16 protein-coding genes and 1 pseudogene are annotated in these 25,485 nt (G+C 45.3%); 13 read left to right on the top strand and 4 right to left on the bottom strand.

The features are described from left to right. The first annotated feature begins 140 nt into the window (after positions 1 to 140). From NJD71_RS07060 to NJD71_RS07050, 3 genes are all read left to right on the top strand, one after another. Positions 141 to 1,613, top strand: coding sequence for a DUF4209 domain-containing protein (locus NJD71_RS07060; RefSeq protein WP_319051231.1), 1,473 nt, complete (start codon positions 141 to 143; stop codon positions 1,611 to 1,613). Between the two features lie 275 nt (positions 1,614 to 1,888). Further along, a complete protein-coding gene (locus tag NJD71_RS07055) occupies positions 1,889 to 2,818 on the top strand; it encodes a DMT family transporter (RefSeq protein WP_319051230.1) in 930 nt (309 codons plus the stop codon). A 241-nt stretch (positions 2,819 to 3,059) separates the two neighbouring features. Next, on the top strand, positions 3,060 to 4,163 hold the full coding sequence (locus NJD71_RS07050; RefSeq protein WP_319051229.1) for an alkene reductase: 1,104 nt from the start codon (positions 3,060 to 3,062) through the stop codon (positions 4,161 to 4,163). A gap of 99 nt (positions 4,164 to 4,262) precedes the next feature. On the opposite strand, the gene NJD71_RS07045 is transcribed toward NJD71_RS07050, so the two are convergent. Together NJD71_RS07045 and NJD71_RS07040 are read right to left on the bottom strand one after the other, a co-directional pair. Next, a complete protein-coding gene (locus NJD71_RS07045) occupies positions 4,263 to 5,267 on the bottom strand; it encodes a pirin family protein (RefSeq protein WP_319051228.1) in 1,005 nt (334 codons plus the stop codon). 121 nt (positions 5,268 to 5,388) lie between these two features. Then, positions 5,389 to 6,729, bottom strand: coding sequence for an NAD(P)/FAD-dependent oxidoreductase (locus NJD71_RS07040; RefSeq protein ID WP_319051227.1), 1,341 nt, complete (start codon positions 6,727 to 6,729; stop codon positions 5,389 to 5,391). Positions 6,730 to 7,076: 347 nt separating this feature from the next. Between NJD71_RS07040 and NJD71_RS07035 the strand changes: the two genes are divergently transcribed. The 9 genes from NJD71_RS07035 to pgsA all read left to right on the top strand — a co-directional run bounded on the left by NJD71_RS07035 (position 7,077) and on the right by pgsA (position 19,279). Then, positions 7,077 to 7,955, top strand: coding sequence for a branched-chain amino acid ABC transporter permease (locus NJD71_RS07035; protein WP_319051226.1), 879 nt, complete (start codon positions 7,077 to 7,079; stop codon positions 7,953 to 7,955). A gap of 76 nt (positions 7,956 to 8,031) precedes the next feature. Continuing rightward, positions 8,032 to 9,129, top strand: coding sequence for a branched-chain amino acid ABC transporter permease (locus NJD71_RS07030; RefSeq protein ID WP_319051225.1), 1,098 nt, complete (start codon positions 8,032 to 8,034; stop codon positions 9,127 to 9,129). After that, positions 9,126 to 9,893 carry an ABC transporter ATP-binding protein gene (locus tag NJD71_RS07025; RefSeq protein WP_319051224.1) on the top strand — a complete coding sequence of 256 codons (768 nt, stop codon included), beginning with the start codon at positions 9,126 to 9,128 and terminating at the stop codon, positions 9,891 to 9,893. The genes NJD71_RS07030 and NJD71_RS07025 overlap by 4 nt, the downstream gene beginning before the upstream one ends. Next, positions 9,893 to 10,735, top strand: a complete 843-nt coding sequence (locus tag NJD71_RS07020) for an ABC transporter ATP-binding protein (RefSeq protein ID WP_319051223.1) — start codon at positions 9,893 to 9,895, stop codon at positions 10,733 to 10,735. Before NJD71_RS07025 ends, NJD71_RS07020 begins: the two co-directional genes overlap by 1 nt. 5 nt (positions 10,736 to 10,740) lie before the next feature. Continuing rightward, positions 10,741 to 12,726, top strand: coding sequence for an AMP-dependent synthetase/ligase (locus NJD71_RS07015; RefSeq protein WP_319051222.1), 1,986 nt, complete (start codon positions 10,741 to 10,743; stop codon positions 12,724 to 12,726). An 87-nt stretch (positions 12,727 to 12,813) separates the two neighbouring features. Next, positions 12,814 to 14,046, top strand: a complete 1,233-nt coding sequence (locus NJD71_RS07010; RefSeq protein WP_319051221.1) for an ABC transporter substrate-binding protein — start codon at positions 12,814 to 12,816, stop codon at positions 14,044 to 14,046. A gap of 424 nt (positions 14,047 to 14,470) precedes the next feature. Beyond that, the gene (gene acs, locus NJD71_RS07005; protein WP_319051220.1) at positions 14,471 to 16,432 is read left to right on the top strand and encodes an acetate--CoA ligase; all 1,962 of its coding nucleotides are present in this window, start codon (positions 14,471 to 14,473) and stop codon (positions 16,430 to 16,432) included. 224 nt (positions 16,433 to 16,656) lie between these two features. Continuing rightward, the gene (locus NJD71_RS07000; RefSeq protein ID WP_319051219.1) at positions 16,657 to 17,901 is read left to right on the top strand and encodes an NAD(P)/FAD-dependent oxidoreductase; all 1,245 of its coding nucleotides are present in this window, start codon (positions 16,657 to 16,659) and stop codon (positions 17,899 to 17,901) included. Between the two features lie 697 nt (positions 17,902 to 18,598). After that, positions 18,599 to 19,279 carry a CDP-diacylglycerol--glycerol-3-phosphate 3-phosphatidyltransferase gene (pgsA, locus tag NJD71_RS06995; protein ID WP_319051218.1) on the top strand — a complete coding sequence of 227 codons (681 nt, stop codon included), beginning with the start codon at positions 18,599 to 18,601 and terminating at the stop codon, positions 19,277 to 19,279. 96 nt (positions 19,280 to 19,375) lie between these two features. Here the strand turns inward: pgsA and NJD71_RS06990 are convergent. Beyond that, positions 19,376 to 19,870: pseudogene (locus tag NJD71_RS06990) on the bottom strand (pyridoxamine 5'-phosphate oxidase family protein). A 389-nt stretch (positions 19,871 to 20,259) separates the two neighbouring features. Next, positions 20,260 to 20,754, bottom strand: a complete 495-nt coding sequence (locus tag NJD71_RS06985) for a pyridoxamine 5'-phosphate oxidase family protein (protein WP_319051217.1) — start codon at positions 20,752 to 20,754, stop codon at positions 20,260 to 20,262. A 386-nt stretch (positions 20,755 to 21,140) separates the two neighbouring features. Between NJD71_RS06985 and purL the strand changes: the two genes are divergently transcribed. After that, positions 21,141 to 25,151 (top strand): phosphoribosylformylglycinamidine synthase, encoded by a 4,011-nt coding sequence (gene purL / locus NJD71_RS06980; protein WP_319051216.1) that lies wholly within the window; start codon positions 21,141 to 21,143, stop codon positions 25,149 to 25,151. Positions 25,152 to 25,485: the final 334 nt, after the last annotated feature.

Genomic DNA, 25,485 nt, shown 5'->3' with positions numbered 1-25,485 from the left:
TATTTGGGGCTATTATCAAAGTGTAAGACCACACAGCTTTAATGAGTATTTAACACCGAGCGAGAAAGAGAGACTTTATTTCAACAAAAACCTCTTAAGTACTGTCTAAAAATATTTGACCACTACATACTGAAGAGATCATGGAGTACTGGATAAGTAGATCAGAAACTACTCCTAACCCTATGTTAAAAGCGCGTTACTGTGGTCTCATATGGGATCTATCTAAAGCTACTGTCGATAAAAATCCTGACTATACTATTGCTGTTGAATATGTGAACGCGCTTCTTGAAATAACAGACAAAGATCTTTGTAAACATCCAAGTGAAGCTATTGGAAAAATTATTAGAGCATATAAGGTCGCGTCTGGCATAAATAACATTAGCTTAATAAATAGGTGCATTGAGAGTGCTATCAATCTAGAAGATCGTATAGCAGAAGATAATAAAGCAGGACTTTGGGGTTTCTGCTTTGATCTTTTTGTCTTAAATAAGAGTAAGTACCTAGCTGAAGTACAACAGCAAAAATTGGTGGATGACCTTGAGTCTCGATTGCTACGAATTTCTAAAGATCAATCTCCATGGGGCTGTGAATCAGCGGGCATCCGTTTAGCGAGCTATTACCGTAGTAAAGGAAAAAAAGAAGAGGTGAATCGAGTAATTGGAATAGTTGGTAAAAATTTTGAGGATGTATGTAATAGCTTGGCACCTATGCAGGCTTCTTCATGGTTGCAGCATGTGCATGATATATATATCAGTTTCAATATGAAAGATGATGCAGAGCGGGCAACGAAAAAAATAACGGAGGTAGGTCCAAGAGTTGTAGATAGTATGCAGACGTTCTCCCATAGCGTAGAAATACCAAAAGAGCAGCTAGATTCTTATCTTGACTCAATGACAGAGGGAGGTCTAGAAAATACGCTTATAAGAATTGGAGCACAATTTATTCCAAAGAAAGATCAAGTAGAGCAACAGGTTTTAGAGTCAGCAAAAAACTATCCTTTGACAAACTTATTTAGTAAGACGCTTCAAGATCATAAAGGAAGACCTATCGCAACTATTGGGAGTGTTGAAGACGACTTAGAAGGACGTATAATTCACCAACTTTCCAGCAATTTGAATACTAACGCTTTTTTTCTTAGCCATTCATTAAAAAAGGCTTTAGACGTTTATAACATAAAGGTACAGGATCTAACCGACTTTGTATTTGAGTCGCCCATATTTGAAGACACAAAAGAAGATATTATTAATGCTGGTTTACAAGCATATTTGAACCAAGATTATATCTCAGCAATACATATATTAGTGCCTCAAACAGAAGCTGCTATTCGGTCGTTAGTTGAATTAGCAGGAGGGGCAACTTTAAGAAGGAATAGGCAAGGTGGACTACAGCTAAGAACCTTTGATGATTTGCTTAGAGACGAGAAAGTCGAAGAGTGTTTTGGTATGGATTTAACATTTTATTTCAGGATATTACTCACTGAACAGAGAGGTTGGAATATCAGAAATAATATATGTCACGGAATAAGTCCATCAAATACGTTTAGTCATTCAGTGGCAGATAGAATTATGCATGTAATTCTTTGCTTAGCACAGGTAAGTGTGACAGACGCCTAATAAGTTATCGCTATAAGACTTAGTTAGATAAAAGCGCCTCTCAAGAGCGTTTTCGATCTGACCAATTTAACCAATTTATTAAAGCGCAGGGATAAGGCTATCGACTTTATGTTGAACAATACCCCTCCATAAATGCAGAAAATATCATATCCATCAAACCATTCAAAAGTTATCATCATGAGTTTTTGGCAGCATGATAATTTTTACCATATATCAGACACTTATGACCGACACGAGTTGGCAAATGCAGTCTACACGCTTAATAGGATTATCCGATGACCAATCGTGACCTCATCATCTTTGTGACGCTCTCTTTTATGTGGTCGCTCTCCTTTGTGTTTTATCGGGTTGGCGTGCCTGAGTTTGGTTCGTTGGCATTTGCCAGTTTGCGGGTGATTTTTGCAGGATTGGTCATGCTCGTCTTTGTACTGCTAAAAAAGAAAAACAGAGACGGTATCAAACAGCACTGGAAAATGCTGTCGCTGGTTGGTTTATTCTCCGCCGCATTGCCATTTGTATTGTTCTCTTTTTCTGCGCAGTCAGTGAATGCAGGCGTACTCGCCGTACTAAACGCTTCCGTACCGATGATGAGTGGCTTTATCGCTCGCGTATTTTTTAAAGACAGACTGTCCAAAAAACAAGCGCTTGGATTGGTGATTGGGGTAGTTGGGGTGATTATATTGATGAGCGAAAACTTATTTGGTGGCGGGGAGCAGGGTAAAGGCTTGATTGAAGGGCTATTACCGATGGGCTACGCGCTATTCGCTTGTGTGGGTTACGCGCTTGGCGCAAACATCACCAAAAATTATCTGTTTAATGTCTCCCCTGTTGCGATCACGGCAGGCTCACTCATCATCGGTAGCCTTATCATGCTGCCGGTGGCTTTTACAGAGTTTCCTTATGGCAAAGCGATCAGCATAAAGGCATGGGTTTCGGTGATTTGTATTGGTGTGTTTTCAACCGCCATTGCCCTTATTTTTATGAATCAGTTGATCAAAAATATTGGGCCAACGCGTGCCACGAGTATCACGTTAGTCATTCCAATTTTTGCGATTATTTTGGGCTATCTATTGCTTGGCGAGGCGCTAAATATACAAGCCATCATTGGTTCGATTGTGATATTGATCGGCACGTATTTGTCACTAGAGCTGTCAATTAAGAAAATGCTAAAGCCAAAAGACAAGACGCAGACGAACAGTATTTAAGGCTTAGTAAACAGTCTTCGTAGTAAATAAATACGAAGATTTGTATGGGTGAATATTACTGTATCTGTTTGTAAATATTGCTTGGAATAATGAAATCTATCCCCTATAAATGTAGGCGCTGAACGTAGATTTACTAATGATATTATAAGTTTTTCTAAACAGCATGCGATAATAATTAGTATGATTGATGGTTGCTATAACTAAAGATCATAAATAGCGACAATAACCAATAGGACAGATTATGGCACACGATATTTTATTTGAGCCTGTAAAAATGGGCACACAAACGCTAAAAAACCGCATTATGATGGCCCCACTGACACGTCTGCGTGCTGTTGAGCCAGGCGATGTCCCTATCACATGGGCAGCAGAGTACTACTCGCAGCGTGCAGGGGCGGGCCTTGTCATCACTGAAGCGACGCAAGTATCGTTTCAAGCAAAAGGCTATGCAGGCGCACCAGGGCTACATACTCAAGATCAAGTCACTGCATGGAAAGCCATCGTTGACAATGTCCATGCCAAAGGTGGCAAGATTGTCGTCCAGCTATGGCACACAGGACTTGTCTCACACGAAAGCGTACAACCTGAGCGCCGTGCGCCAATTTCAGCCTCAGATGTCGATGTAGGTATCCGTACCTCATTGCGTGATAGTGACAACCAAGCCATTCGCGCGGATGCCACGCCGCCACGTCCAGCCACGCTAGACGAAATCAAGCAAGTCATTGCTGATTTTGCTCAAGCAACCAAAAACGCTCAAGAAGCTGGCTTTGATGGGGTAGAGGTTCATGGGGCCCATGGTTACTTGCTACATCAGTTCTGGGCCGAGCATACCAATCAGCGTGATGATGAGTACGGTGGCAGCCGCGAAAACCGCGCGCGTCTAACCTTAGATGTTATCGATGCATGTGTGGATGCTTGGGATGCAGATCATATTGGTATTCGTATCTCACCACTGGGCACATTCAACAATGTTGAGGGAGGCTACGAAGAAGACGATAACATTTGGCTGATTGAACAAATCAATAAGTGTGGTCTAATGTATTTGCATCTGTCAGAGCCAGATTGGGCAGGTGGTACACCGTATAGCGATGAGTTCCGTCAGCGTGTCCGTGATGCGTTCGATCAGACCATCATCGCGGCGGGTGGCTACGATGCCGATAAAGCAGAAAAAAATATCAAGGCAGGTTATATCGATGCGGTAGCATTCGGTCGTGACTATATTGCCAACCCTGATCTCGCTGAGCGTATCCAAAAAGGCGCACCGCTCAATGAGCAGCATCCAGAGTCTTTCTATGGTGGCAGCACGGTTGGCTACACTGATTATCCTTATTTAGACCAAGCATAATAGCCATTGGGTCAATATTTTTGACTCAGTAGCTGCATGACGTATCAAAAAAGCCCTCTGACTACGATAGTCAGAGGGCTTTTTTTGGGTTAATTTTATTTACTTACCAAAATTACCGGTTTGATAATCGCGAAAGGTCTGCCTTAATTCTTCTTGTGTATTCATGACAAAGGGACCATAACCTGCAACTGGCTCACCGATTGGCTGCCCACTCAGCAGGAGTAACTTGATAGGGGCGCTCTCATCAGTGGTCGCAAGGCAGGTCAGCTCGATGGTATCGGTAACATCGGTAGTAGCGTCAGATAGTGGTACAGGCTGGTCATCTAGAGGGACTGGCGCTGCAAACTGAATCAATCTGCCTGCACTGACAGATACGCTATTAACCAACAGAGTACCTTCTTGCACGAGTAGCAACGTGTTGTGTGTATTTGGTATATGTATGGTCGTTGTGCCCATTGTGTGCAGCTCGATATCCCATAAGTTAATAGGGGTAAAGGTCGTTGCCGCACCAGTGAGACCATGCCAGTCACCTGCGATAATAGCGACTTGTCCTATGGCAGTTTGCTTGTCAGCACCTTTAGCAACAGTATCTTGAGAGCCAGCGCCACTATCATCCATCAGCTCGATGATAGGCATATCAGCACGCTTGATAGATTGATACTTGGGATCGGTTAATTTATCGGCACTTGGTAAGTTTACCCATAGCTGCACCATACTAAACACACCACCGCGCTGCCCAAAGGTTTCAGAATGAAACTCTTCATGCAGGATACCGCGACCAGCAGTCATCCACTGTACACCACCTTCTAAAATATCGCCGCGCCCTCCTGTCGAGTCAGCATGACTGATCTCACCTGAGTAAGCGATGGTGACGGTTTCAAAGCCCTTATGGGGGTGTTGACCGACACCATGAGGCTGTGTCTGGTAGTCAGGATTGGGTGAAAAGGTCGTGGGCTCACCATAGTCAAACAATAAAAACGGATCGGTGTGACTGTAGTTAAAGTCTGGATGGTCATCAAGGTGATTGATTAATGTCTTTACAAAAAATCCGTCACCGACCCAATGTGGTGCTTTATCACCATGAATCTGCTTAATTGGACGCATTGATTACCTCGCAATTCCATTAACATAAATAACGATAAGTGAATATTATATATGAATGATGCAATAAAATGAACTTATGTTGTGTTGGATTTCATGGTGCTGGTGCTGATGCTAAGTAGCGCTAAACGACTTCGCCACTGACAGACCCACTGGCCCATGCCCATTGGAAGTTATAGCCACCAAGCCAGCCTGTCACATCGAGCACTTCACCGATGAAGTACAAGCCCTCTTGCAAGTTGCTTTGCATGGTCTTTGAAGAGACTTCATCCGTCTTTACTCCGCCACGTGTAACCTCAGCGGTACGATAGCCCTCGGTACCAGAGGGTTTGAGTTGCCAACCGTTAAGAGTAGTGCCAAGATCAGCTAGCCGCTCATCTTTAATATTGGCAAGCTCCGTATTTTTGATGTCATCCCACAGATGAGTCTGTAGTGCTGCCAGTAGTTTTTTGGGTAGGGCGTTATCTGTGTTCTCTGCCAGTACAGTACGGATCAGCTGGCGTGGATGTGACTGCTTGCGGGCAAGCAAAATATCAGTGACATCCACATCAGGTAATAGATTGATACTGATGGTCTCTCCAGTCTGCCAATAGTTCGACAGCTGTAGCATCGCCGGGCCAGAGAGTCCGCGATGGGTGAACAGTACAGGCAATTTAAAGGAGATACGCTCATTACTAGCAATGACAGGTAGGCTGATACCTGCCAATGCACGGATCAGCTCGCCAGTCTTGTCTGTAAAAGTAAATGGTACCAGACTAGCATCGGTCGCTATCAGTGTATGACCGAATTGCTGCGCTAATTCATAACCGAGACCAGTTGCACCCATCGTTGGGATAGACAGACCGCCAGTCGCCACAACTAGGGACTCACAGCTATAGCGCGTCTGCACAGGCTGACCTTCAGTTGGCGTGTCTTTTTTGCCCAGTTTTTTGCTGGTGGTGAGTGTAAAACGTTTACCTTTATCATGGTCGGTCTTTTGCACGTGGTCAATCTGAGTATTGAGCTTGACTTGGACGCCGACCGCCGTGCATTCGTCCAAGAGCATGGTCAGAATATCTTGGGCAGAGTCATCACAGAACAGCTGACCATGCTCACGCTCATGATAAGGAATCTGATGCGCCTCTACCATACCGATAAACTCCCAACTTGGATAACGACTCAGCGCTGATTTACAAAAATGCGGGTTGGTACCGATGAAGTGCTCAGGCTCAACGAAATAGTTGGTAAAGTTGCAGCGACCACCACCTGACATCAAGATTTTTTTGCCCGCTTTATTGGCGTGATCTATGACTAACACGCGGCGACCACGGCGACCAGCTGTCAGTGCACAATACAATCCTGAAGCGCCAGCACCAACGATGATGACGTCATAATGTTTGTCATTAGACTTTTTAGATACTGACGGATTATCTATTGACTGGTTATGTGACTTGGCTGACCTGGCTTGTTTTTGCATTTGACTCATGATGATGACTTATAAAATAGATTTAGATAAACGATATAAAGTATCCAAATTATATCATGGCAATAATAGAAGTGTTTTAAGTGATTGATGCATATCACTTCAGCCTATTTGCTATAAATCATTGAATGACCTTATTTTTTTATAGACAACAAACAGTAGTTGGTATAATGTAAAAGCACAAATATTGTTCGTTAGTACTGCTATTGCGTTTATTATTTGTTGAGAATGTAGGCATTTTTATTGGAAGGACATGATGTTCTCCAAAAGTAGTTGAGTTAAAACCCAGCCGACTGACCGGCTTATTTAAACATTGTCATGGATGACAATGTTAAGACAAAAGGGACTTTATGGATATCCTACAACTGCTCATTAGCGGGATTGCTAATGGCTGTATATATGGGCTGTTAGCGCTGGGTTTTGTACTGATTTACAAAGCCTCTGAGGCCGTAAACTTTGCTCAGGGCGATATGCTCATGCTCGGCGCTTTTTTAGGCATCGCTTTCATCAATGCTGATGAAGCAAACCTTCCTTTTCTACTGGGTATTACGCTTGCCTCCATCATTATGGGGGTATTTGGTTATCTGCTTGATCGATTCGTATTGCGCGGAATCTTTGGTCAGCCGCAATTCGCCATGGTTATTCTCACTATCTCGCTGGGCTTTTTGATACGCTTTGTCGCGGGGGTCATTTGGGGGCATAGCCCAGTCTCATTACAGACACCGTTCTCAGGTCAGATGCTGGCGTTAGGGTCACTGAGTATTGCTTATGTTGATCTGATAATTATCGTATCTACCATCGCACTCACTTCTATTCTGTACTTCTTTTTTGCCCATACGCGGCTCGGTATCGCGATGCAAGCGAGTAGCCAAAACCAAATGGCGGCTTACTATATGGGCATCCCCGTCAAACGAGTCAACGGTATTGTGTGGGCGCTGTCCGGTGTTGTCGCTGCGCTTGCGGGCATATTGTTTGCAGCCAAAGGCGCGATCGAACCCTCCATCGGGCTATTATTCGGTATCAAAGCATTTGCTGCTGCGGTAATCGGCGGTCTAGGCTCTCTCCCAGGTGCTCTCGTTGGCGGGCTGTTAGTTGGCGTAATAGAACCATTCGCCAGTCGTTATCTACCTTTAGGTCTCAGTCAGATTGCGCCTTATGTGGTGATGTTGATTGTGCTGATCGTACGTCCAGGCGGTATTTTTTCGCAGGTCAAACAGAAAAAAGTATAGAAGCTTTGATTCATAGACGCTTTGATTCAAGGATGACAAAGCTTTCTCTAAACAATTTCAAGGAAGAGTACTGTCAATGAAAGCCCAGTTTAAACACAGCTACGATCAAGACATCAATGTCTTCGACGATAAACGCCAGCTTATAAAATACGGCGTGCTTCTCTTACTACTCCTAATGGCACCTTGGTTGCTCAGCAACTATTATATTAGTGAGCTCAGTGCCATATTAATTTGGTCCATATCAGGACTAGGTCTCATGCTTTTGACGGGTCATACTGGTCAAGTCAGTTTGGGTCATGCCGCTTTTATGGCGATAGGCGCTTTTAGTCATCTGGCACTGATGAGTCGAGGTTGGAACTTTTTTCCAGCTTTGATCGCCTGTGCAGTTATTACAGGTGTCATTGGCGCGATGATTGCTCGGCCGATCTTGAGAACCAGTGGTATTTACTTAGCCATTGCTACCTTGGCGCTTAGTATTATCATCGAAGATATTGCTATCGTAGCTGAGCCGATTACCGGTGGTATCTCTGGTACCTTCGCGTCTCCCATCAATCTCTTTGGCTATACCATCGATCGCTACATCACACCAAAAGCCTTTTATTACTTATGCTTGGCACTAGTGGTACTGATTACCTTTGGTTATATCAATCTACTCAGAAGTAATACTGGACGCTCGTTTTTGGCTATTAGAGACAGTGAGGTCTCTGCCCGTGCGCTTGGCGTCAATGTGCCACAAGCCAAAACGTTAGCTTTTAGCTTATCTTGTGCGATTACAGCGGTCGGCGGCGCGATGTACGGGCATTTCGTGCAAGCGGTTAACTATGAGAGTTTTACTGTTGTTATCTCTATCACCATACTGCTGCAGATTGTCATCGGTGGTTTAGGGTCTATACACGGTGCATTTTTTGGTGCAGTGGTTGTCGTCTTATTACCGCAAGTTATTGCAATCTTAGGTGACGTCATCGGTCAAAGTACAGGTGCTAGTATCACCAACATTCCTGGTATTGATACCGCATTATTTGCTTTGGTTATCGTCATTATGATCATTTATGAGCCGCGCGGTATATACGGTATGTGGATTAAGATACGCACTTGGTTCAATATGTTTCCGCTGTATCGAAAAGGTTTGTTCCGCCGTTCCAAAACTTATCTAAAAACGGAGCGTATGCGATGAGCCTATTACAAGTAGAGTCGTTATCTATCGCGTTTGGCGGTGTAAAAGCCGTTGATAACATTAGTTTTGAGGTGAACGAAGGTGAAGTATTTACGATCGTAGGACCTAACGGCGCGGGCAAGTCGACTATTTTTAACTTAATCAGTCGCTTGTATGAGCCGCTTAGTGGTCGTATTACTTTTGATGGTACGGACATCACCGAACTGCCTGCTCATGATATTGCCAAACTAGGCATTGCACGCACGTTTCAGAATATCGAGCTGTTTGATCACTCTAGTGTGCTACAGAATCTACTCATCGGTCGCCACTCTCAGCGTAGCACCTCATGGATACAGGACTTGCTGTTTTCACCAAAGGTGCGCCGCAGTGAGCGCGAGCATCGTATGCACGTTGAGAAAATTATAGACTTCTTGGAGCTTGCGCCTTATCGAGATCAGCTGATTGCAGGCTTGCCTTATGGTATTAGAAAAGTCGTCGAAATTGCTCGCGCGCTTGCGGCCAATCCCAAGCTTATTTTGCTCGATGAGCCCGCATCCGGTCTCAGTGTAGAGGAGACGTCCGAGATGGCGTGGTGGATTGAGGATATGCAAAAAGACTTGGGTTTGACGATATTGATGGTCGAGCATGACATGAGCCTAGTCAACCGAGTATCAGATCGTGTCTTGGCCGTCGCTGAAGGTAAGTTTTTGGCGCAGGGCACGGCAGCTGAGGTTCAAGCCAATCCACAAGTCATCGAGGCCTATCTTGGGCAGGAGAGCGTGTGATGAAACCAATTAAAAAATCACTGTCATCTGCAGCGCCAGCAACTGAGATGAATTTAGTAGATTCTGAAGTAAAGAACAACATGCTAGAGGTACGTAACCTAGAATCTGCCTATGGCCCTGTCATGGCATTAAGGGGCGTAAGCCTTGAGGTACCAGAAGGTAAAGTAGTCACAATTTTAGGCGCTAATGGTGCGGGTAAAACCACGCTTATGAAGACCATCTCTGGGGTTATCAATCCACGTAAAGGCGCGGTATGGTTCCACGGTGAGCGTATCGATGGCACTGAACCTGATCGGTTAGTAAAGAAAGGTCTATCACATGTGCCAGAAGGCCGAGAGGTTTTCCCTTTCTTGAATGTTGCCGAAAACCTAGCAATGGGCGCTTATACTCGCCGTGATAAGTCTGAGATTGAGCGTGATGTTGAGATGATATACGAGTATTTCCCCATACTCAAAGACCGCCGTTCGCAGGCTGCTGGTACGATGTCTGGAGGTCAGCAGCAGATGCTGGCGATCGGTCGCGGACTGATGTCACGTCCTTCACTGATGCTACTCGATGAGCCATCGCTTGGTCTGTCACCACTTCTGGTACAAGAGATATTTGCCATCATTCGCAGATTGAACAAAGAGCAGGGCGTGACAATCTTACTGGTTGAACAAAACGCAAGAGTCGCGCTCGCTGCTGCGGATTATGGGTATGTGTTAGAAACGGGACGTATCGTCATGGCAGGCTCAGCAGACAAGCTGATGCACTCTGATGATATTAAAGAGTTCTACCTTGGACAAACCAAAGACAATACAGCGGAAGCCACTCGGTGGAAACGCAAAAAGACTTGGCGATAATACTCATGACTAATTCTACTGATAATTCGATTGATGTGACCTATCCCGCTACTGCTGATACAGCAGTCACTGAGAGCGTCTCTGTAGCGCAAGCATCGGCTCATATGGAGTCTTCTACTCACAATAACAGCCATAGTAACAACCACAATAACAGCCGCAAGATACGTAATGCGCCTTATGACCATGAGCTGCAGGTCCTAGAAGGCTGCGATACCTTAAGTAAGCTCTGGCGACAGATGTGCCTGAGCCGGGGAGAAAAAATCGCCCATCGCGAAAAAGCTTTTGGTATTTGGCAAAGTTATAGCTGGCTGGATTATTATCATCGCGGCTGTGATATCGGCATGGCACTTATTGAGCTGGGTCTGACCAAAGGGGACACGGTTTCTATCTTGAGTGAAGACAATAAAGAGTGGCTCTATTGCGATATGGGTATCTGCGCTGTAGGCGGTATACCCAATGGCGTCTACACCACAGACAGTCCAGATCAGCTCGCCTATATACTCAATGACAGTCAGTCTAAATTTTTGATCGTTGAAAACGATGAGCAGCTCCATAAGTTTTTAGAGGTACGTGAACGTACACCGATGCTCAAAAAAGTCATCGTCTTTGAGCGTAAAGGTCTACGTAGCCTAGAAGATGAGCAGGTTATCTTTTTGGATGAGCTATACGCGCTTGGTCAAAGTGTTGACAATGCGCTAGAGCGTTTTGGCAACTATATTGACCAAAGCACCGCGAATGATATACGCACACTGATCTACACGTCAGGCACGACTGGTGATCCAAAAGGCGCTATTTTAACGCATGCCAATGTCATGTTTGGGCTAAAAACAACCACCGAAGTCATCGAGGTTTTACCTACTGATGAGCAGTTATGTTTCCTACCTTTATGCCATGTACTAGAGCGTGTGGTGTCGGTAGATGTCCCTATTCATAGAGGCTGTATCGTCAACTTTGCGGAGAGTACTGAGACCGTATTTGAAAACATGAAAGAAGTATCGCCCAATACCTTTACGGCTGTCCCAAGGCTATGGGAAAAAATGTATGCCTCTATCAGTAATATGCGTAGCGATGCCAGTGCGTTTAATGGCTGGGCATTTGATCAAGCCATAAAAGCAGGTCATGACCATGCTGACACGATTATGGCAGGGAAGACGCCTACGGCTGGTCAACGGCTTCGTTACGAGTTTTGGGACAAGCTGGTATTGCGTAAGATTCGCGATCTTATTGGAATGACCAATGTTCGCCGTGCTACTACTGGGGCTGCCCCAATATCATTGGATATTATTCGCTGGTTTCATGCGATAGGTGTGCCTATCTATGAAGGCTACGGCATGACTGAAAGTACAGGCGTGATATCCATGAATACTCAAGACGCCCAAATGGTCGGTAGCGTCGGTAAACCCTTACCACACTCTCAAGTTCGCATCGCTGATAATGGCGAGATATTACTAAAAGGCGGCAATGTGTTTGCAGGGTACTGGAACAAGCCCGAAAAAACCGCTGACGACCTACGTGACGGCTGGCTACATACAGGTGATGTGGGCGAGATAAGAGATGGCTATATATTTATCACAGGCCGTATCAAAGACATCATCATCACAGCAGGTGGTAAGAACGTTACCCCAGCTGCCATAGAAAGCAAGCTCAAATTTTCACCTTATATCTCAGATGCGGTCGTCATTGGCGATAAGCGTAAGTACCTCACTTGTCTTATCATGATAGATCAAGAAAACGTAGAAAAATATGCCCAAGACAATCAAGTGATGTTCTCTGATTTTCGCTCATTGTGTCACGCGCCTGAAGTGATCGCCTTGATAGATGATGTGGTTCAGTCTGCCAATGCGACTCTAGCACAAGTCGAAACCATAAAAAAGTTCCGACTAATAGACGTGTTACTCAGTCCTGAAGATGATGAGCTGACAGCGACTATGAAATTAAAAAGGAATCTGGTTGAGAAAAAACATCATGCGTTAATCGAGTCTATGTACTGATTACACACGGACAGTTGGTATAGATCAGTGCTATCAAATTTACCGTAACATCAAACTGACAGCGACTCAGTCGCAAGGAGATAGGCAATGAGATGGACATTCAAAACGACGCTACTGGCATTGACAGTTGGGACGATAGGTTTGGTTGGGTGTAATAATCCAGAAACCACATCAGCAACTAGCACTGATGCCGAAGCGACAGCGTCTACGAGTGATATACCAGTACAAGGCGTCACCGATACCGAAATTGTCTTGGGCGGTGCAAATGATTTATCTGGTCCGTTTGCAGGTTTTGGTAATCCTGCGGTCACTGCGGCCAATATGTATTTTGACGAAGTAAATGCTGCGGGCGGTGTCAACGGTCGAAAGATTCGCTACATTGTCGAAGACCATTCTTATCAAGTGCCAAAGGCAGTACAGGCCGCCAACAAATTAGTGAGCCGCGATAAAGTCTTTGCGATGTTGATGTCGTTAGGCACACCGCATAACTTAGCCAGCTTCCCTATTATGGATCGTGCCAATGTCCCTAGTGTCATGCCGATCACGTTTGCAACCCCTATGCAAGAAGAGGGCGCGCTAAATCGTCGTTATACGATTGGCAGTACTTATTACGATTCAATGAAACTTGGGATGGAGTATCTGATCGCTGAAAACGATGTGAAAAACCTATGCGTCATGTATATTCCATCAGATTATGGAGAGGAGACCAATGCAGCGGCAAAGGACATCAGTGATAATAATCCTAATGTTACTTTGGTTGCTTCTAGCTCACATCGCCCAGATGAGACAGACTTCTCAGGGGCGATTGCCAAACTAAAAGAATCCAATTGTGATTTGATTGCGTTATCTCTCACTATCCGAGGCGCTATCACGGCTGTCGGTACGGCAAACGCCATGGGCTGGAGCGATGTGAAGTTTATCGCACCTGCAACAGGATTCCATCCGGCAGTTGCTGCAGCGCCAGGCGGTGCAAGTGAAGGTCTGTATGCGGTCTCTTACTATAATGATTTGGCATTAAGAGCCAATGAGCCTGAGACTAAAGCGTTCGTTGATAAGTTCAAAAAAGCCACTGGTGAAGACGTATCAGCAGGCGCGATTATTGGTCATGTTGCTGCAAGAATCACCGTTGACGGACTAAAAGCTGCAGGTCCTGATTTGAATGCCGATACATTCAATGCCGGTCTAGAGACTGTCAGTTTTGTTGATGGCGTGACAGGGTCTACGGTCGCCATCACCCCTGAGAGCCATGTTGCGATTAATGATGTTTACTTATCACAAGTGAACAGTGGCGCATGGAAAACCGTCACTCAGCTTAAATAAGTACGTACTATAGATAGTTAAATATCGATAACAGCAAGCCATACTTATGTATGGCTTGTGTCATTTACAGCTTTCTATTTTACCCTTTATCTTAATGGTTTTTATAGGCTTATAAGTCCAAAGGTTTTGCTCAATACCAGCTCAATACCAAAATAGATAATCACTTATAAGCCATTAAAAGCAATTAAAGGAACAAGAGGAGGGAACAAGGTAAGCATTTACAAAGACGAGACTATTGGTCTGCAAGTACACAGTTGTACAGCGAAATTGTTATGATTGGCGGTTGAAGCCTTGCAACCGTCACGCTTATTTGTCAAACTATCGCTGAGTGTCACACATTATGGAAGATGGCTCTTATCACCTGTATAGACGGTCGTTATAGACGATTATCTGTGTAGGTCATAACAATTAAAAGGACAAAACTATGACCCAGAAATCATTCCCTATCACAGCCGAGTTCATGGCTGCAGCAAATACCACACCTGAGCAGTACACCAAAGACTATGCACAATCCATCGAATCAACCGAAGCCAGTGATGCTTTTTGGGCACAGCGTGCTGAGCTGATTGATTGGATAAAGAAACCAACAAAAATCAGCAACGTCAATTATGATCTAGACGATTTTAATATCAAATGGTTCGAAGATGGTGAGCTGAATATCTCAGTAAACTGCCTAGATCGCCATCTAGAAGACAATCCCTATAAGCCTGCCATTATTTGGGAAGGGGATCACCCTTCATTACACAAGATTATTTCTTTCAAAGAATTACATGAGGCGGTCTGTCGTTTGGGTAACTCGCTGCGCAAGCTTGGCGTTGGGAAAGGTGATCGTGTCACGTTATATATGCCAATGATACCAGAAGCCATGGTTTCGATGCTGGCATGTGCACGTATTGGTGCGGTACATTCAGTGGTGTTTGGTGGTTTTTCTGCCGAGAGTCTAGGTAACCGTTTGATAGATAGCCGATCAAAAGTCGTTATCACCGCCGATGAAGGCTTACGCGGTGGCAAACATACTCCGCTCAAAGCCAATGTCGATCAGGCGTTAGAAATGGATGGGACTGACAGTGTCGAAAAAGTCATCGTCGTCCACCGTACAGGTAACTCTATCCCAATGAGTGGTCGCCGCGACGTCTGGTATCACAATCTCGTTGATGGGCAGTCAGAGATCTGTGAACCTGAAGTGATGAATGCCGAAGATCCCTTATTCTTATTGTATACCTCTGGCTCAACGGGTAAGCCCAAAGGTGTGGTGCATACGACAGGGGGTTATATTACTTATGCGCTATCTACCTTCCGTGATGTCTTTGATATCAAAGAAGATGACGTGTATTGGTGTACCGCAGATGTCGGCTGGATTACAGGTCACACGTACTCCACGTATGCACCGCTCGCCAATGGCACCACGACAGTCATTTTTGAAGGGGTGCCAGAGTATCCAACATGGGCACGTATCGGACACATCATCGACAAGCACGACGTGACTATTTTATACACCGCCCCAACGGCGATTCGAGCGATGATGAAAGAGGGTGATGCCTTTGTACGTGAGTCAGATCGTTCAAGTCTGCGCTTGCTAGGTTCGGTCGGTGAGCCGATCAATCCAGAAGCATGGGACTGGTACTATAATGTCGTTGGTGATAGTAAATGTCCAATTGTCGATACATGGTGGCAGACCGAGACAGGCGGTATCCTAATGGCGCCAATACCAGGCACAGTTGATTTAAAGCCAGGTGCTGCAATGACGCCGCTATATGGTGTTAAGCCACAAGTCGTCAATGCTGACGGCGCAATAATGGAAGGCGCGGCAGAAGGCAATTTGGTTATCAGCAGTGGTTGGCCAGGACAGATGCGTACGATCTACAATGACCATCCGCGCTTCTTAAAGACATACTTTAGTGATTATCCGGGTCATTACTTTACAGGTGATGGTGCCCAGCGTGATGAAGATGGGCATTATTGGATTACGGGCCGTGTCGATGACGTCCTCAACGTTGCTGGGCATCGCTTGGGTACAGCAGAGATTGAGAGCGCGTTGGTTGCTCATCCGGCTACTGCCGAAGCCGCAATTGTCGGTATGCCGCATGAGATACGCGGAACAGGTATCTGTGCCTTCATTATTTTAAAATCAGGTGAAGAAGCAACAGATGATCTAAAAGCGGAGCTCAAACGTCATGTACGTGCTGAGATCGGGCCTATTGCGACTTTAGATGCCATCTATATGGTTGAGGCACTACCAAAAACCCGCTCAGGAAAGATCATGCGCCGTATCTTGCGTAAACTGGCAGAAGGGCAGTATGTTGGACTGGGTGACTTATCTACGCTGGCAGACAGCTCAGTGATCAATGATCTGGTCGAACAGGTCAAAGCTGGTCGCGGAGAGTAGAGTCGTTGATGGGTTAGTTTTTGCCAGAGAAAGACGTGCAAAACTAACCTGTAGTGCTCGCTTATACATCTTAAAAAAAATCCAAAAAAGCCATGCTATCGCAAATAGCGTGGCTTTTTTACGTAGACGATATTGATATTGAGGTGTTTTGAAGGTTCAATACGTCTAAGCGACAATATCATGACTACACATATGCATACGACAATGTGATTCACAGAGTGGCTATGATGGCGACTCATAAAGACTCTATAAGGTTTACGGCCATTATGACGGAATATGCTTCGATCTCAACGGATACCCTATCATCAAAAATAGCGATCATTGGCGGTGGTCTGACAGGGCTGCTCACCGCGACACTACTAGAACGCGCATCAAGCCAGAACGATAATCAAGCAATCACACCTCATATCACTATCTTTGAAAAGTCACGTAGTGTGGGACGCCTAGCAACGCGTTATCGTACTGACAGTGATACAGGCAAAAACTGGCAGTGGGCATTTGGTGCGCAGTTCTTTACAGCAAAGACCAAGAGCTTCCAAGCGTTTGTCGCTCCTTGGTTAGATACGCGGCTGTTACAGCCATGGTGTGCCAAAGTGGCTGAGCTAACGCCAGCATCTGAATCACAGCACAACAACGCTCAATCGCCTGATATCAAAAGCAAAGAACAATGGGATACCGTCCATGCACGCTATATCAGCACACCAAAGATGACCAGCTGGGGACGTGAATTAGCGGCTGCGCTCAAACACACAGACATAGTATTCAAAACTCGTGTGGCACCACTTGTTCAGTTTACCCAAAGCCCGACTCAGCATCAAAACGAAAAGCATCAAAACGAAAAGCAAACTGAGCTCTTTGATGAGACTGGGGCTAGTCTTGGCTGGTTTGATTGGGTGATCTGTACTGCACCGAATGGTCAGGCAGTAGAGCTTATGGCAGGGAGCGGGTTTAGTCAGCAAGATAACATTACTGAACCAAAGATGCAGGCGTGCTACACGCTGATGCTCGGTTGGGATGACTCCCAGCCGTTGCCTGAAACACTAAACAACCAGATGGCACCACAATGGGATGTTGCTTATGTAAATAGCACTGTACTCGATAGAATATTTATCGAACATCATAAGCCTGGACATGATGGACTGCTACCAAGTATCACGATTCATGCACGCAATGACTGGTCGCAGATACATGTCGATGATGATATCGAGGCGGTCAAAGAGCAATTATTACAGGCAGCCAAGCAGGCATTGGACTGGGATGAGAATAGCGCCCCTAGCCAGACAGATTGTCATCGCTGGCGCTATGCAGCAACTATAGTAGATACGGATACGAAAGCATTAGGCATCCTAGTAGATGAGTCCAAACAATGGATAGTCAGCGGTGACTGGTGTACAAAAGGGAACATCGAGAGCTGCTACCAAGCAGCACTACAAACCGCTCAGACCATTGGGCAAGCGCAACAAGCGTAATCAATATTAATTTTTTTGAATTATAGACATATCAAACCAAGCAGTAACCAGATCAGTCACTCATTCAATCTGAGTTAGATAAAGACAGTGCAAGCGAGAAGTTCAGAGACAAAAAAAGGCCCACAGAGGAGATACTGCGGGCTGAGGAAAACGGACCGTGTAGGTAGGTAAGCTACATATTCCGTGGTCGTGATTTATTGTAGTTATTAGTTCTCCATATTGTCATTTATCACAGTCATAATGACCCATATAAAAAGGCAAGATAGACTTATTTTTGAGTGTACAAGTGTTTTATAGCAGTTGCTATAATAACCTAATTGATTATGGTTGGGCGGTTTTGGTTACAGTATATTACGTTGTAAAAACCTCAACCATATGTCTGAAGATGACATCTGACTGCTAAAACAGCCGCACACGATTTAAGTGGTCAGTAATTAAGCCATTGTCGTTCAAAGGGTTTCTAAACGGTAAGTGATTAAATAAATGAGAAGGTCTCTACGGTTGGGGTTAAGAGTTAGTGATCAAAGCGTTCAATGCTTTTAACGTTCAATACTTTCAATAGGTTAGGTAACTAGTATCGCAAATATCTGATCTAGATAGTTTTGATCACTCAATCGCTGAAGAGATGGCATGACGTCTTGTCCGAAAAATGCTAAGCTATCTGCCATTATTATGTCTATATTGAACTGGGTTTGCCATGACTGAGAGCACGCATTTGCACACGCAGGAGCCGTCAAGTTCGCAAAATACTAAGAGTATTTTTAACTTGCCCAACAATCTTACGATTGCTCGTATCTTGATGATTCCGCTGTTTGTTGCGATTGCCTACTGGCCGCCTGCTATGGGTATCGGTATGCCAGCAATCTCAGACAACGTTATTGCTCGAGTAGGGATGAGCGAGTTTAGCGATAGTTTGCTGCGCCATTTGCTTTTGACTAGTGTCTTTATTATCGCGGCGATTACCGATTGGCTCGATGGCTACTTTGCTCGTAAACTAAATGTCATGTCAGCATTTGGGCGTTTTTTGGACCCTGTGGCTGACAAGCTCATGGTAGCGGTCGCATTGATTGTGCTTGTACAGTGGCATCCTAATATCATCATGGCCATCGCCGCTATCGTCATTATCTCGCGTGAGATCGCGGTATCTGCGCTACGTGAATGGATGGCAGAGCTCGGCAAAAGCACCAGTGTTGCGGTGTCTTACGTCGGCAAGCTAAAGACGACCTTTCAGATGGTCGCCATTACAGTGCTTTTGTTAAATTGGGAGTCGCTTGAGACGATTGGTTATGTCTTGATGGTAGCCGCTGTGATATTGACATTATGGTCAATGATGATTTATCTAAAAGCGGCATGGCCTTATTTAAAACAAAGCGGCTAGTAAAGTAGCTAGTATTGAGAGCCGTCACTAATAAAAAACGCCAGTCGCTACTGCCACTGGCGTTTTTTTGTGTTCACATTTTTGATGTGTAGCATACTATAGTTCTATTGAGAAGTTCTCACCCAAGCTTTTCTCAATAGCAGTATCTGTCACCGCTGCAGCTGTCATCTTCACAGCACTAGCGATAGCATTACCGTTCGCCCAGTATTCAGCGCCGTGAGGGATGACTTTGATCAGCTGTACTGTTGGGTCCTCTTTACCTTTCTCAAAGTAAGCATTATAAGTTACTGACTACAGCTCATCTAACTTATCTTTATCATCTACCAGCTCAGCTTTACCCGTGATAGACAGGTATTTTTTATTATCTTGACTGACGTAAGCCAGATTGACTTGTGCATCGTTGTTGATGTTATCAACGGTTTCAGACGGATTATGAGCGATGAACCAAATCTCTTTGGCACCAAAACCTGTTTCGGTAGTGTTCATCGGGCAGGAATGCAGGTGGTTTTCGCTGGTGCGAGTAGTCATCATCGTGTATTTGATGTCTTTTACCATAGCTTGGAGGGTGTCTAGCTGTTCTTGCTTATTCATAATAGTTATCCTTTACTATTTAATTTTTATAATAAAATGAGGGTGCGAGATAAAAGTTATCTGATAAAAAATAATCTTTGTATTACCAGATAGGCACTATCATTGTTAGTTGATCAGCACCAGTTGATGCCTGTAATCAAACCAATGATCGTAACAACTATTATCAGCGCAACCACAGTTAATATAACGATATTGTTCAATGCGACGATACAGTCGATCTGTAATACTCTGTGATGGTTTGTAAGGGCTGATCACCGTGCAGCAATCGATCTGGCTACTGCTACAGTACCTACTAAAAAACGCCAATAAGCAGATGCTTACTGACGTTTTAGATTATTAAATATCCGATTATCAAATAATCGTCTTATCTAATACTTATAAACTGTAACTTATAGCGATACTTCGAACTGTTCGCCGATGTCTTCAGCTGTTTTGCCATCTTGTAATGCTGCTGCTGCCATCTTGAACATATTAATAGTAGAACTACCGCCTAACCAGCACTCAACACCATGTGGTACGACTTTGATTAGCTGTACATTTGGATCTTCTTTACCATGTTCAAAAAACGCATTGTAGACTGGTGACCAAAGCTCTTCTAACTTATTTTTGTCCGTTGGCAGTTCTGCATTGGCACTTACAGAGACATAGTCTTTCTCATCTTGAGAAGCATAAGATAGACCGACTTTTTCGTTATTCTGGATGTCTTTTACTATGTCTGATGTTTTGTCACCGATGAACCAAATCTCTTTGCCACCGATGCTCGCTTCGCTGGTTGTCATTGGCCAAGCGTGTACATCGCCTTTGCTATTAACAGTGCTCAGCATTGCAAACTTTACATCTTTAATGACGTTTTGGATTTTATCAATTTGGTCTTGCTTGCTCATAGGATATCCCTTTTACTTTAAAATTATAGTGAAACGTTTTGATTACACGTTTTAGTTTTTATCTGGATTTAGAATACCGAGTTGTACCCATACATTTATATAGGTGCCCAGTAATGCGATGTGAGTGTTTGTAAGGAGTATGAGGGTTAGGTAAAAAGTGTGACGCTGTGTATTTTTCACTTTTGTTTGTCCAGTACAGCATTAGAAGGGTAGTGAATACATCATGGCACAAGCTTATTATTCTGCAATTATTCGATAGCAGTAGCGCACAACTTATCAGCAATTTATCTTGGTTTAGACCTGCTTATTATAGGTCTTCTTGTTATAATACCCAGACCATTTACTTAGCATGGCAGAGATGCCTTGATCTTACGGATTATGCCTTTATGATGACCATCGCCGGACAACCGTTTCTTACCGATTTTCAGACGCAGCAACTCATCAGTCAGTTCCAGCAAAAAACCGAGCTAAATGTCAGTCAAATAAGTACTCAGCAAGTCTATGTGCTATCACGAGAGCTATCGGGTGATGAGCATAAAAAAGCGCTAGATCTACTTGCGGTTGACTCATCAACAACGCTAGCTGCGCCGCAAGAAAACCAACATCAAGTCATCGTTGGGCCACGTTTCGGCACCATCTCACCATGGGCAAGTAAAGCAACCGATATCTTTAATAACTGTGAAATCGAGATCAACCGCGTTGAGCGTGTCGTTGTTTATACGTTGACCCTCGATAAAAAAATAGACGGTGAAGCAGGCGAAAAACTACCAGTAGATGCCGAGCAGTTATTGTTTGATCGTATGACCCAGAGCCTGGTTTATGACTTGAGCGATGTCAGCAAATTGTTTGATGATCAAGCGCCAGCATCATTGAATCATATCGACGTCATTGGACAAGGTCAGGCAGCGCTAGAGTCAGCCAATACCGAGTTTGGCTTTGCCTTATCAAGTGAAGATATCGATTACCTGATGAATGCGTACGTCAATGAACTAAAACGCAATCCAACTGACGTTGAGCTAATGATGTTTGCACAGGCAAACTCAGAGCATTGCCGTCATAAGATTTTCAATGCCCAGTGGACCGTCGATGGTGAGGTACAACCCAAATCACTGTTCCAAATGATCAAGAACACCTACCAGTCTAATCCACAAGGCATCTTATCTGCCTATAAAGACAACGCTGCGGTCATGGCAGGCGCTAATGGTATGCGTTTTTATCCTATCCCGACCGACGCTATGGATGTAAATTCTGCTCATCCTTATGATTTCCATCAAGAAGAAATCGATATCCTGATGAAAGTTGAGACGCACAACCACCCAACAGCGATTGCACCGTACTCTGGTGCAGCGACAGGTGCTGGTGGTGAGATTCGTGATGAAGGCGCAACAGGTCGCGGCGGTAAGCCAAAAGGTGGTCTAACAGGTTTTCACGTATCACATTTGCATATCCCTGAGCTGGCTGAGAAATGGGAACAGTCAGGTCAACTGAGCACGCAAGACTATGGCACGCCAGATCGTATGGCAACCAGCCTTGAGATTATGACCGAAGCGCCATTAGGTAGTGCCAACTTCTCGAATGAGTTTGGTCGTCCTAATCTGTGTGGTTATTTCCGTAGCTTTCAGCTAGATACGTCAGCGGCAAAAGACGGTAGCGAGATGCGTGGCTATCATAAGCCAATCATGCTGGCAGGTGGTTACGGCAATATCAAACGCAACCTCATTGAAAAAAACACCATTCAACAAGGTGACTTACTCATCGTCCTTGGTGGTCCTGCGATGCAAATCGGTTTGGGCGGCGGTGCAGCATCGTCGGTCGATAGCGGTGACCTTGATGAAGGTTTGGATTTTGCTTCAGTCCAGCGTGACAACGCTGAGATGGAGCGTCGTTGCCAAGAAGTGATGGATCGCTGCTGGGCACTAGCCGGTAATGATGTCGATGCGAGCAATAATGGCAAAGACGGTAACCCTATCGTGTCATTGCATGATGTGGGCGCGGGCGGCATCTCTAATGCAATGCCAGAGCTGGTCAATGACCACGAGATGGGAGCGGTACTGAACCTGCGTAACGTTCCATCGTTAGAAGCGGGCATGTCGCCAATGGCCATCTGGTCAAACGAAGCTCAAGAGCGTTATGTCCTCGCGATTCGCCCAGATAGCGAAGCCCAGTTTGATGCGATCTGCGCGCGTGAGCGCTGCCCGTATGCCATCTTGGGTACAGCTACGGATGTGCGTCAATTGGTGGTTAACGATTCGCTGCTAGATGAGCAGCCTGTCGATATGCCGATGCAAGTATTGCTCGGTGGCACGCCAAAGATGAAGCGTAGCTTTGAGCGTACTGATGGCACGTTGCCAGCATTAGCGCTTGGCGATGTTAATTTAGCTGAGTCTATCAAAGACGTATTGCGTCATCCAACCGTCGCTAGTAAATCATTCTTGATCAGCATCGGTGATCGTTCTATCACGGGTATGGTCGTGCGTGATCAGTATGTGGGTCGCTATCAAGTGCCCGTGGCAGATTGTGCGGTAACAGCGTCAGGCTTGGTCGCGCTTGATGGTCAGGTGATGAGCGGCGAGGCCATGAGTATCGGTGAGCGTACACCAGTGGCGCTTATCAGTCCAAAAGCTTCTGCGCGTTTAGCAGTGGGTGAAGCAATTACTAACATCGCTGGTGCGCGTATTGCTCAGCTGTCTGATATCACCATGTCAGCGAACTGGATGGCAGCATGCGGTGATGACGCCGAGGATGCTGCATTATTTGACGCGGTACATGCCGTCGGTGAAGAGCTATGCCCAGCACTGGGTATTGCTATCCCAGTCGGTAAAGACTCGCTATCGATGCGTGCGAACTGGACTGACAGCAGTGAAGAAGGTGATACGGATAAATCAGTCGTGTCGCCAATGAGTTTGGTGATTACTGCCTTTGCCCCTGTGGTTGATGTGGCAAAAATGCTAACCCCTGAGCTAATTAATGGCGATAGCGCGTTCTACCGTATTGACTTGTCAAAAGGCAAATTGCGTCTAGGCGGTTCAATCCTTGCGCAAACGCTGAGCCAATTGGGTAACGATTGCCCAGATCTAGCACAGCCAAGCGACTTAATCGACTTCTTTAACTTTGTCCAAGCAGGCAACGCGCAAGGCATCATCAGTGCCTATCACGATATCGGTGATGGTGGTCTACTAGCGACTATCGCTGAAATGCAGTTCACCAGCCGTCAAGGTATCAAGCTGTCATTAGATGACGACAACTTACTCGGTCAGCTGTTCAGTGAAGAGCTGGGTGCAGTCATTCAAGTACTACCAGAAAACGTCGCCGCTCTCATGCAGTTGGCAGAAGAGTTTAACGTTAGCGATATGCTCAGCCTCGTTGGTCAAAGCTCGGAAGAAGATAGCTTACTAATTCAAACGCCAACGCTTATGGGTGATGACACGCTACGCTTTAGCCGTACTGAATTGCAGCAAGCATGGACGCAGGTCAGCTATCAGATCGCGCGTCGCCGTGATAATCCAGCGTGCGTACAGCAAGAGTATGACTTGATTAGCGACGCGAGCCATAAAGGCCTGATCGCTGCGCCAAACTTTGATCTCAATCAAAAAGTTGAAGAACCGTACTTGGCTAGCCGCAAAGAGAAGCCAAGAGTCGCAATTCTCCGCGAGCAAGGCGTCAATGGTCAGACAGAGATGGCAGCAGGCTTTACCCAAGCGGGCTTTGAAGCAGTCGATGTACACATGAGCGATCTACTCAGTGGCCGTATCAATCTACGTGACTTCGATGGTCTGGTCGCTTGTGGTGGCTTTAGTTATGGTGACGTACTCGGCGCAGGCTCAGGCTGGGCGAACTCTATTTTGTTCCATGACGAGCTACGCATGCAGTTTGTCCGCTTCTTTGCCCGTCCTGATACCTTTAGCTTGGGTGTCTGTAACGGTTGTCAGATGATGGCGCAGTTAAAAGACCTCATCCCAGGTGCAGAAAACTTCCCACGTTTCGTCGCAAATAAATCCGCTCGTTTTGAAGCGCGTACCGTCAACGTAAAAGTTGAGCGTACCAAGTCTATCCTGTTCAAAGGGATGCAAGACAGCATCTTGCCAATCGCTGTGGCGCATGGTGAAGGCTATGCGACGCTGAACAATACCGAGATCGACGGTATGGCAAACCACGGTCAGCTGGCGATGCGTTATGTCGATAGCCAAGGTCATCCAACTGAGACGTATCCGCTCAATCCAAACGGTTCGCTCGGCGGAGTCACGGGTCTGTGTAGCACCGATGGTCGCGTCACTATCATGATGCCGCATCCTGAGCGTAACCTAAAAGCGTATAACCACAGCTGGAAACCAGAAGAATGGGATGAGGACGGCGCGTGGATGCGTATGTTCCGTAACGCTCGTGCTTGGTTTAGATAGGCTAAGTTGGTTTAGATAATATTGTAGATAACTGTTTTTTAGAATGAAAAGGTGAGCGTAATGCTCACCTTTTTTGTGTTTGGGGTTTGGGTTTTTAAAGTAGGAGAGCTGATCCTGCTTTTCGCTACTATCTTGGTCGTCCACTGGGGCGGTGGCTAAGACTAGAGGCGTTCCAACATTCGAGCGACCACTTCTAGCCACGCCTGCGCAGCCCAGTGACCAACCAAGTATATACGCTGCAATCAGGGCTAAAACGCGCTTCTGAATGACCATTTTATGATAAATTAGTCTAAACTTTAATTTTAGTGTTATTGGTGCGCTGGGCGCACCCTAC

The sequence above is a fragment of the Psychrobacter sp. PP-21 genome, assembly GCF_033790785.1.
Lineage (GTDB): Bacteria > Pseudomonadota > Gammaproteobacteria > Pseudomonadales > Moraxellaceae > Psychrobacter.
The sequence above is the reverse complement of the archived record's forward strand: the minus strand, read 5'-3'. Positions and strand labels throughout refer to the sequence as shown.

Excerpts from the sequence above, each read along its gene's own strand:
- NJD71_RS07040 (WP_319051227.1), bottom strand. The coding sequence starts at position 6,729 with ATGAGTCAAATGCAAAAACAAGCCAGGTCAGCCAAGTCACATAACCAG.
- NJD71_RS07045 (WP_319051228.1), bottom strand. The coding sequence starts at position 5,267 with ATGCGTCCAATTAAGCAGATTCATGGTGATAAAGCACCACATTGGGTC.
- NJD71_RS07025 (WP_319051224.1), top strand. The coding sequence starts at position 9,126 with ATGAGCCTATTACAAGTAGAGTCGTTATCTATCGCGTTTGGCGGTGTA.
- NJD71_RS07035 (WP_319051226.1), top strand. The coding sequence starts at position 7,077 with ATGGATATCCTACAACTGCTCATTAGCGGGATTGCTAATGGCTGTATA.
- NJD71_RS07000 (WP_319051219.1), top strand. The coding sequence starts at position 16,657 with ATGATGGCGACTCATAAAGACTCTATAAGGTTTACGGCCATTATGACG.
- acs (WP_319051220.1), top strand. The coding sequence starts at position 14,471 with ATGACCCAGAAATCATTCCCTATCACAGCCGAGTTCATGGCTGCAGCA.
- NJD71_RS07020 (WP_319051223.1), top strand. The coding sequence starts at position 9,893 with ATGAAACCAATTAAAAAATCACTGTCATCTGCAGCGCCAGCAACTGAG.
- NJD71_RS07050 (WP_319051229.1), top strand. The coding sequence starts at position 3,060 with ATGGCACACGATATTTTATTTGAGCCTGTAAAAATGGGCACACAAACG.
- NJD71_RS07010 (WP_319051221.1), top strand. The coding sequence starts at position 12,814 with ATGAGATGGACATTCAAAACGACGCTACTGGCATTGACAGTTGGGACG.
- pgsA (WP_319051218.1), top strand. The coding sequence starts at position 18,599 with ATGACTGAGAGCACGCATTTGCACACGCAGGAGCCGTCAAGTTCGCAA.
- NJD71_RS07015 (WP_319051222.1), top strand. The coding sequence starts at position 10,741 with ATGACTAATTCTACTGATAATTCGATTGATGTGACCTATCCCGCTACT.
- NJD71_RS06985 (WP_319051217.1), bottom strand. The coding sequence starts at position 20,754 with ATGAGCAAGCAAGACCAAATTGATAAAATCCAAAACGTCATTAAAGAT.
- purL (WP_319051216.1), top strand. The coding sequence starts at position 21,141 with ATGATGACCATCGCCGGACAACCGTTTCTTACCGATTTTCAGACGCAG.
- NJD71_RS07055 (WP_319051230.1), top strand. The coding sequence starts at position 1,889 with ATGACCAATCGTGACCTCATCATCTTTGTGACGCTCTCTTTTATGTGG.
- NJD71_RS07030 (WP_319051225.1), top strand. The coding sequence starts at position 8,032 with ATGAAAGCCCAGTTTAAACACAGCTACGATCAAGACATCAATGTCTTC.
- NJD71_RS07060 (WP_319051231.1), top strand. The coding sequence starts at position 141 with ATGGAGTACTGGATAAGTAGATCAGAAACTACTCCTAACCCTATGTTA.